Source organism: Flavobacterium sp. (assembly GCF_028712645.1).
Taxonomy (GTDB): Bacteria; Bacteroidota; Bacteroidia; order Flavobacteriales; family Flavobacteriaceae; genus Flavobacterium.
This window is the reverse complement of the sequence record NZ_JAQTPQ010000148.1, coordinates 1-8,718: the sequence shown is the minus strand read 5'-3', so window position 1 is coordinate 8,718 and position 8,718 is coordinate 1. Positions and strand designations below refer to the sequence as shown.

Annotated in this window: 14 protein-coding genes and 1 pseudogene; 12 read left to right on the top strand and 3 right to left on the bottom strand. The window is 32.4% G+C overall.

The annotated features are described in order from the left end of the window. Positions 1–300 (top strand): annotated as a pseudogene (locus PHC28_RS11895) (DUF3307 domain-containing protein); the annotation flags it as partial. On the opposite strand, the gene PHC28_RS11890 reads toward PHC28_RS11895, so the two are convergent. Beyond that, a complete protein-coding gene (locus tag PHC28_RS11890) occupies positions 283–1,305 on the bottom strand; it encodes a quinone-dependent dihydroorotate dehydrogenase (RefSeq protein ID WP_300100564.1) in 1,023 nt (340 codons plus the stop codon). The pseudogene PHC28_RS11895 and the gene PHC28_RS11890 overlap by 18 nt on opposite strands. 136 nt (positions 1,306–1,441) lie before the next feature. On the opposite strand from PHC28_RS11890, the gene prmA reads away from it, so the two are divergent. From prmA to PHC28_RS11875, 3 genes are read left to right on the top strand one after another with little or no spacing between them, the layout of a single operon-like run. After that, positions 1,442–2,275: a 50S ribosomal protein L11 methyltransferase gene (prmA, locus tag PHC28_RS11885; protein WP_300100559.1), complete on the top strand. Its 834-nt coding sequence runs from the start codon at positions 1,442–1,444 to the stop codon at positions 2,273–2,275. A 19-nt stretch (positions 2,276–2,294) separates the two neighbouring features. Next, positions 2,295–2,909, top strand: coding sequence for a class I SAM-dependent methyltransferase (locus PHC28_RS11880; protein ID WP_300100554.1), 615 nt, complete (start codon positions 2,295–2,297; stop codon positions 2,907–2,909). Positions 2,910–2,949: 40 nt separating this feature from the next. Further along, the gene (locus PHC28_RS11875) at positions 2,950–3,225 is read left to right on the top strand and encodes an ATP-dependent Clp protease adaptor ClpS (protein WP_300100549.1); all 276 of its coding nucleotides are present in this window, start codon (positions 2,950–2,952) and stop codon (positions 3,223–3,225) included. Between the two features lie 75 nt (positions 3,226–3,300). Here PHC28_RS11875 and PHC28_RS11870 read toward each other — a convergent pair whose 3' ends face one another. After that, the gene (locus PHC28_RS11870) at positions 3,301–3,714 is read right to left on the bottom strand and encodes a DUF6691 family protein (RefSeq protein WP_300100544.1); all 414 of its coding nucleotides are present in this window, start codon (positions 3,712–3,714) and stop codon (positions 3,301–3,303) included. 2 nt (positions 3,715–3,716) lie between these two features. Further along, positions 3,717–4,274 carry a YeeE/YedE thiosulfate transporter family protein gene (locus PHC28_RS11865; RefSeq protein ID WP_300100541.1) on the bottom strand — a complete coding sequence of 186 codons (558 nt, stop codon included), beginning with the start codon at positions 4,272–4,274 and terminating at the stop codon, positions 3,717–3,719. A 147-nt stretch (positions 4,275–4,421) separates the two neighbouring features. Between PHC28_RS11865 and PHC28_RS11860 the strand changes: the two genes are divergently transcribed. The 8 genes from PHC28_RS11860 to PHC28_RS11825 all read left to right on the top strand — a co-directional run. Further along, positions 4,422–4,874, top strand: coding sequence for a 2-dehydro-3-deoxyphosphooctonate aldolase (locus PHC28_RS11860; protein WP_300100537.1), 453 nt, complete (start codon positions 4,422–4,424; stop codon positions 4,872–4,874). A 62-nt stretch (positions 4,875–4,936) separates the two neighbouring features. Continuing rightward, a complete protein-coding gene (gene kdsA, locus PHC28_RS11855; protein ID WP_300100531.1) occupies positions 4,937–5,755 on the top strand; it encodes a 3-deoxy-8-phosphooctulonate synthase in 819 nt (272 codons plus the stop codon). 21 nt (positions 5,756–5,776) lie between these two features. Continuing rightward, positions 5,777–6,622 carry a hypothetical protein gene (locus PHC28_RS11850; protein WP_300100526.1) on the top strand — a complete coding sequence of 282 codons (846 nt, stop codon included), beginning with the start codon at positions 5,777–5,779 and terminating at the stop codon, positions 6,620–6,622. Between the two features lie 80 nt (positions 6,623–6,702). Beyond that, complete coding sequence (locus PHC28_RS11845; RefSeq protein ID WP_300100521.1) at positions 6,703–7,308, top strand: hypothetical protein; 606 nt, start codon at positions 6,703–6,705, stop codon at positions 7,306–7,308. 28 nt (positions 7,309–7,336) lie between these two features. Continuing rightward, positions 7,337–7,735, top strand: coding sequence for a hypothetical protein (locus PHC28_RS11840; protein WP_300100517.1), 399 nt, complete (start codon positions 7,337–7,339; stop codon positions 7,733–7,735). A gap of 36 nt (positions 7,736–7,771) precedes the next feature. Continuing rightward, on the top strand, positions 7,772–8,068 hold the full coding sequence (locus PHC28_RS11835) for a transcriptional regulator (protein WP_300100514.1): 297 nt from the start codon (positions 7,772–7,774) through the stop codon (positions 8,066–8,068). A gap of 56 nt (positions 8,069–8,124) precedes the next feature. Further along, complete coding sequence (locus PHC28_RS11830) at positions 8,125–8,448, top strand: hypothetical protein (RefSeq protein ID WP_300100511.1); 324 nt, start codon at positions 8,125–8,127, stop codon at positions 8,446–8,448. A gap of 3 nt (positions 8,449–8,451) precedes the next feature. Next, the coding region (locus PHC28_RS11825; RefSeq protein ID WP_300100508.1) for an inner membrane CreD family protein at positions 8,452–8,718 on the top strand (267 nt) is incomplete at its 3' end.

The window sequence follows — 8,718 nt, the reverse complement described above, 5'->3', positions numbered from 1 at the left end:
AAAAATATCATTTCGGTTTGGACTCCAGAAAGCAAAAACAAAAACGATGATTCGCTGGAAAACGCTGGAAATTATATCGGAATATTCGAAAGACTATTTGTTTTTTGCTTTATACTTACAGGACATTTTGAAGCCATTGGATTTTTATTGGCTGCAAAATCTATCTTTCGCTTTGGAGATTTAAAAGAAGCGAAAGACAGAAAACTGACCGAATATGTACTTATCGGAACGCTTTTAAGTTTTGGAATAGCTTTACTGACAGGACTTTTGGTACAATTTGGATTATTGCATTCTTTCTAAAATCTTATTATTGATTTCCTTTATTAATCCTGGTCCTTCATAGATAAATCCAGTATAAATTTGGACTAAACTCGCTCCAGCTTCCAATTTTTCAATGGCATCTTCTGCCGAATGAATTCCTCCAACTCCAATAATAGGAAATGCTTTATTGCTTTTTTCGGATAGAAAACGGATGACTTCCGTAGAACGGCTTCTTAAAGGTTTGCCAGACATTCCACCCTTTTCTACTTTATCTACGGATTGCAATCCTAATCTTGACAAAGTAGTGTTAGTTGCAATTACACCAGCAATTTTTGTTTCCTTTACAATATCTATAATGTCCAGCAATTGTGAATCTGTCAAATCGGGAGCAATTTTCAACAGAATTGGTTTTTGTTTTGGCTTCGTCAAATTCTGGTTTTGCAATGTTTGTAATAATTTTTTCAATGGTTCTTTTTCCTGTAATTCTCTAAGATTTGGAGTATTTGGAGAACTCACGTTTACCACAAAATAATTGACATAATCATATAAAGCATCGAAACAAATAAGGTAATCATCGACAGCTCGTTCATTTGGAGTCAATTTATTTTTACCAATATTTCCTCCTATAAGAACTCCTTTATTTTTCTTTAAACGTTCTACAGCTTCCTGAACTCCACCGTTGTTAAACCCCATTCTATTGATGATAGCACTATCTTCTGTTAATCGAAATATACGTTTTTTAGGATTACCCTCTTGCCCTTTCGGCGTGATGGTTCCAATTTCGATAAATCCAAAACCAAGATTGGACAATTCCTTATACAAAGAAGCATCTTTATCCATTCCAGCAGCCAATCCAACAGGATTTTTGAACTTCAAGCCAAATACTTCTGTTTCCAATCGCTTGTCATCAACAACGTACATTAATTTAAAAAGCAATGAAATTCCTGGTATTTTTGACACGATTCGAATAAGCGAAAAGGTAAAATAATGCACTTTTTCTGGATCAAACCAGAAAAGTATTGGGCGAATGACTTGTTTGTACATAATTAAGTAAAGTTGGTATGCAAAAGTAGAATTATCCATTCGATAAATGAATAGTTGTGTTAAAAAATTTATTTCAATTCATTTTACATCTCTTTCGAAAACAAGTTATTTGCCTACCTTTGCAAAAAATAATTTTATGTCAAATATATATTTAGGCTTTCATTTTACGGTTGAACCCAAAGAACTCGGTTCAGAAATTTTGATTGCAGAACTGGGTGAACTTCCTTTCGAAAGCTTTATTGATAGTGATTTGGGCATTGTTGCTTACATCCAAAAAGATCTTTGGACAGAAGGTATTCTTGACGATTTATTCATTTTACAATCTCCTGAATTCACGATTTCTTATACAATGGAAGAAATTGATCAAGTGAATTGGAATGAAGAATGGGAAAAGAATTTTGAACCTATTGATGTAGATGGAAAATGCCACGTTCGCGCTCCTTTTCATCCAAAAACGAATGCCGAATTTGAAATCGTAATCGAGCCAAAAATGAGTTTCGGAACTGGTCATCACGAAACAACACATATGATGATTCAGCATCTTTTAGAGATCGATGTTACAGGAATGAAAACCTTGGATATGGGTTGCGGAACAGCGATTTTGGCAATTTTGGCAGAAATGAAAGGGGCTCAACCTATTGACGCCATTGACATTGATAACTGGTGCTATTTGAATTCTATCGAAAATGCCGAACGCAATAATTGTAAACATATTACGGTTTATGAAGGTGACTCAGCTTTATTGAAGGACAAAAAATATGACTTAGTTATTGCCAACATCAACAGGAATATTCTTTTGAACGATATGCAAAGTTATGTAGATTGTTTAAATCCAAAAGGAACCTTGCTTTTAAGCGGATTTTATGAAGAAGATATTCCGTTTATAGATGCTTCTTGCAAAGAAAAAGGATTGACTTATGTTAAAAAGTTCCAAAGAAACAATTGGGTATCCTTAAAATACGTAAATTAGTAGTAGGAAATTGCGAAAAATGGAAATCAGTAGAAAAAATCATTGGGAAACTGTTTATGAAACTAAACAGCCTAACGAAGTAAGTTGGACACAGGAAAAACCTAAAACTTCGCTTGATTTTATATATGAAACCAAACTTGGAAAATCTGCAAAAATAATTGATGTAGGTGGTGGCGACAGCAAATTGGTTGATTTTTTATTAGCAGCAGGATATGAAAATATAACTGTTTTGGATATTTCTTCCAAGGCATTGGAAAAAGCAAAAAAAAGACTTGGAAAAAATGCCGAGAAAATAAACTGGATTGTTGCTGATATTACTGAATTCAAACCAGAAACGACTTATGACATTTGGCACGACCGAGCTGCATTTCATTTTTTGACAATGCAAGAACAAGTTGAGACTTATGCTGGAATAGTTGAAAAATGGGTTTCGGGTTTTCTGATAATTGGCACTTTTTCAGAAAATGGACCCAAAAAATGCAGTGGTTTAGAGATTAAACAATATTCAGAATCAGAACTTGAAAATCAATTTTTAAATCGTTTCAAAAAATTAAAATGTAGTAAAGAAGACCATATAACTCCTTTTGAAACTGTACAAAACTTTACATTTTGTGTTTTTGAAAAGAAAAAATAGAATCCACTAAATTTTTTTTAAACCCATAATAATCCAAAAAATGAGTACTAAAGAAAAAATAAGAGAAAAAGTTAGCCTAAAAGAAACAATCTCTATAAACAACGAAATTGTAGTTTATAATGATGATGTAAACACTTTTGATCACGTAATCGAAACTTTGATTCGAGTATGTAGTCACACTCCAGAACAAGCAGAACAATGTTCTTTGATTGTTCATTACAACGGAAAATGTACAGTAAAAACAGGTTCTTTCGATAAACTAAAACCACAATGCACCCAATTACTTGAAGCAGGTTTAAGCGCAGAAATAGTATAAAATTTCAAGTTTTACACATAAAAAAACAGGATTTTCATAAAGAGAGTCCTGTTTTTTATAGTTATATTTTTTGTTTTAATGTGGTAATTTATCTCGTAACAATCCGTATAAAAAAGTCCCGAAAAGCGCTCCAAAAAGCACCAAAATAATAGGTAAAAAACCAGCACCAAGCAAGATAAAAATTGGACCTGGACAAGAACCCACAAGTGCCCAACCCAATCCGAAAATTATTCCGCCAATCCAAAAACGGGTAGAACCAGGTTCTTTATCAAGAATTTCAATTGGTAATCCCTTGATGTCTTTTACATTTTTACGTTTTATAATTTGAATTCCTATAACTCCAGTTAGGATGGCAACCATGATAATTCCGTACATGTGAAACGATTGAAACTGGAACATTTCATAAATTCTGTACCAAGAAACAGCTTCAGATTTTGTCAAGACAATTCCAAAAACAAAACCAACAAGTATATATTTTAATGCTTTCATAACTAAAAAATTAATGGTAAAATAAAGTGAGTCATAATCAATCCTCCAATGAAAAATCCAATGACCGCCTTCAATGATTTAATTTGAAAATTACTCAATCCAGAAATGGCGTGACCCGAAGTACAACCTCCAGCATAACGCGTTCCAAGACCAATCAAAACACCTCCAATAATTAATATCAAAATCCTTTTTGGAGATTGAAAAATATCATTTCCGAATAGTGCATCAGGTAATAATTTCCCGTTTGGAGCATCGATTCCAAGTTGTGCAAGTTGTTCAATTGCTTTGGGATTGATAGAAACATTAGAAGTATCGCTCATAAAATTAGCAGCTACAAAACCACCAAAAATGGCTCCTAAAACCACCATCAAATTCCAACGTTGGGCTTTCCAATCAAAATCAAAAAAACCTACCTTTTTTCCCAATCCTGTCATCGCACATAAGGATCTCAAATTAGAAGACATTCCGAATCCTTTTCCAAAATAAATTAGGCAAAGCATCACCATTCCTATCATAAACCCTGAAACATACCAAGACCAAGTTTGAAAAATAATATCCATAACATTTATTTTATTTGGCGAAAATAAGAATTCTTATTTTTATAAGCATAATAATTAAGTCATAATTGTTTGTTTATGGTAACAATACCACTTAAATTTGTTATTTAAATTAGCCTCTAAAAGTCTAAACCAAATCATCCTTGAATTATGAAAAAAATAGTTTCAATTTTAGTTATTTTACTACTTTTCTCTTCTTGTATAAGCACTAAATCAACTCTAAAAAATATTAATGATAATGCCCCATTCCCAACACTCACTGCTAATAATACTTTTGTCATAACCCAATACAGTAAAGACAAAAAATACGGTTATGAACAAGACTATCCTATCAATATATTTTATGTTGATACGAGAAATGAAACTATAAATCAGCAACGTTTTTTGAATGCTCTAGCAGGTCCAAAAGGCGAAAAAATCACTTATACTAAAATAGAAAGTTGCTGTCCTTTCCCCACAAAAAGGAGTGTAATGGGAGTAGGATTACTAGATGTGTATGAATTAAGTTGGGAAGGTCAACGAAATCCCATCAAACTCTATTTGAATATCTATGAAAAAGGAGAATTAATGATTCCAGTTGGACTTACTGCAAAGAAAAATTAATTCTAAATCGTAAATAGTAAATCACAAATCCTAACTATCTTTGCACTTTCAAAAACTACACTATGAACATACACAATATCCCACAAATAAAACATACTGATAGCGGAAACTTCTTTCTTTTGGCAGGACCTTGTGCCATCGAAGGTGAAGAAATGGCGTTGCGAATTGCCGAAAAACTCATTGGAATTACTGACAAATTAGAAATTCCTTTCGTTTTTAAAGGTTCATTCAAGAAAGCCAATCGCTCTAGAATTGACAGTTTTTCAGGCATTGGAGATGAAAAAGCATTAAAAATTCTTCGAAAAATTTCTGAAACTTTTGGAGTTCCAACTGTTACGGATATTCACACGAACGAAGACGCAGCAATGGCTGCTGAATATGTTGATGTATTGCAAATTCCAGCTTTCTTAGTTCGCCAAACTGATTTGGTTGTAGCTGCTGCTAATACAGGAAAAGTGGTCAATCTGAAAAAAGGACAATTTATGAGTCCCGAAAGTATGAAACACGCTGTCCAAAAAGTATTGGATTGTAACAACCAAAACGTGATGGTAACAGACCGTGGAACAATGTTTGGCTACCAAGATATGATTGTTGATTTTCGTGGAATTCCCACAATGCAACACTATGCTACCACAGTTCTAGACGTAACCCATTCCTTACAACAACCCAACCAAACTGCTGGTGTAACAGGCGGAAGACCTGATATGATTGAAACCATTGCCAAAGCAGGAATCGCAGTTGGGGTAGATGGAATTTTCATAGAAACTCATTTTGATCCTGCTAATGCCAAAAGCGACGGAGCCAATATGTTGCATTTGGATTATTTTGAAGCCTTGATGACGAAGTTAGTCGCCATTAGAAAAACCATCAATCAATTTTAATTTAATTTAAAACTTTATAAAGTGAAAACAAATAGTATAAAAATCGCCTTTCTGATTATCTTCATTTCCGCTACTACATTCGCCCAAAACGATTCCATCAAAAAGGAAAGATACACAGACCATAACAAAGGGAAATTTACAGTTTCTTGGGGAGGAAACAGAGACAATTATTCCAAATCAGATATCCATTTTAAGGGAAGCGATTACAATTTTGTTGTGAATAATGCATTGGCACAAGACAAACCAAAAGGATGGCAAATAGATTATATAAATCCTGGTAGAATGACCATTCCACAAACTAATTTTAAATTAGGCTATTTTGTAACTGATCATTATACTATTTCCATAGGAATTGACCATATGAAATATGTAATGACTCAAAACCAAATTGCAAATATCACAGGACTAATAGATGGAAACCCACCATTTAATGGAGGATACAATAATACACCAACTGTATTGACCGAAGATTTTTTGATGTTTGAACATACTGATGGTTTAAATTATATCTATACTGAACTCGCTAGACAGGATGATATATCTCATTTATTGGGTATAAAAAATACTGATAAATTCCAAGTAAGTATCAACGAAGGCTTTGGTTTTGGTCTATTGTATCCAAAAACCAATTGCACACTTATGGGAAAAGAAAGACACGATGATTTTCACGTATCTGGTTATGGAACATCTGTAAAAGCGGGTATCAACCTGACTTTTTTCAAATATTTCACTCTTGAAGGAGCATTGAAAGGTGGTTATATCAATATGCCAGACATTCGCACAACACAAAGTGCTTCAGATAGTGCTTCGCAACATTTTTTGTTTTTTGAAAAAATAATTGCATTCGGAGGAATTTTTAAAATATAATTTATTTTAAAAAATAGTTGTCATTTTTTTTGGCAACTATTTTTTTTATCATTTACTTTGTAATTCAAAGTACTTTAAAAATGGAAGAAAAATATTTACAAGACATTAGTGAAATCAAAATGATGATGAATAAATCATCACAATTTATTTCCTTGAGTGGTTTGGCTGGAGTTTTGGCCGGTGTTTATGCCTTGATTGGAGCCTTTGTTGCCAACCAATTAATCAATAATCAGGAAAGTTATTACATCACTTTAGAAAGCAAAACTTTTAGATTAATTGTGCTTACTGCTTTTTTAGTTCTTTTATTTTCGGTTGCTACTGCAACAATTTTGACTTTTTCTAAAGCTAAAAAAGAAGGAGAAAAAGTTTGGAATACCACATCCAAAAGAATGGTTATTAACTTCTTGATTCCTCTTGTGACTGGGGGAATATTTGCCCTGCTCCTACTTAAAAATGGAGTTTATGGTTTGATTGCTCCTGTTACCTTGATTTTTTACGGATTATCTTGTGTCAATGCCAGTAAATACACTTTTAGAGATGTGAGATATCTTGGAATCACCATAATAGTTCTTGGACTTTTTGCCACTGAATTTTCAGGATATGCTTTAGAATTTTGGGCTTTAGGTTTCGGGATTTGCCATATTCTTTATGGAAGTATGATGTATTTTAAATACGATAGAAAATAATCCTAGATTTAAATCTATAATTAAAAATATGATGAAATTATTAATTTTTCTGTCACTTCAAATAATTATAGTTCTAGCTTTATTTTACATAAATAGAAAATATTTAAACAAAAAAATTTCAACTAATAAAATAGCAATAGTAGCTTCATTTTTATTTTACCTGTCAATAATCATAATGATCTTTACAACCAATTATATTTTAAAAAATAAGTTAAATTCGTTTGATTTAAATGGTGATGGATTTTTTAACGGTAAAGAGATAACTGCCGAACAACAATTAGCAATGCGTAATGTTATATCAGATACTGGAAGAAATTTTGCACCAATCATTGGAATAATTTATAGTCTGATTTATTATGTATTTCTTTTTATTATTCTTGTAACAATAAAAAAAAGTTGCCGTTTTTTTATAAATCAAAAAACTTAAACATCAAAAAAGGTTGCTTCAATTTTTAAAACAACTATGAAAAATATCATCCAAAATATCAATAAAGCTTTTGATCATCGAATTCGACTGGGAATTATGTCGGTTTTGATGGTGAATGAATCGGCTGATTTTAGTACACTGAAAGAACTTTTGGGCGTTACCGATGGGAATTTGGCCAGCCATACCAAAGCATTGGAACTCGAAAATTATATCGCTATCGAAAAACAATTCATTGGCAAAAAACCCAACACCAGTTACAGGGCTACCAAAGAAGGAAGAAAAGCGTTTCAAGATCATATTGACGCATTGGAAAAATTAATTCAAAAAAAGTAACACTATTTTTTTAATCACTTACTTTGAAATTCAAAGTACTTTACAAATCGTAAACTATGAAAAACTCAACTTTTAAACCACCACTTTTTGGAAGATTTTCAACTGAATTAGCAATTGTTTCCTTTGCAATAGGAACAGTTTTATTGCTAATTCAAAAACTTGCGCCATCTAACTTTAACCTTTTATTCATTGGACTTTTGTATGTTCTGTTTGCAATTCTTGTCAATGGAATAATGTTTTTCAACCTCGCTTATCACTTTATTATTTTACCAAAAAAAAGAGAATATATCGCCATTAAAATCTTGATTCTCTTGGCAAACATTCCTATTGCAATCCTGTACATTCTAATCGTATTCAATATCAATCCTTTAAATTTTTAACTCATGGAAACACCTGAAAATCAAAACGAAACTAGCTTCTTTCAATCCAACACTGCCAAAATGATGATGGTCGGTTTGCTAACACTATTTTTACTTATTCCGCTCGAATTTGTAAAAAATTTAATCACCGAAAGGTCGCAACGACAGGAAGAAGTCATTAACGAAATCAACGATAAATGGGGCGAAAGTGTCTTCCTTTATGGTCCAATTTTAAAAGTGCCTTACTCCTATTTTGAAGAAACCGTTTCTATTAACGAAAAAACCAAAGAA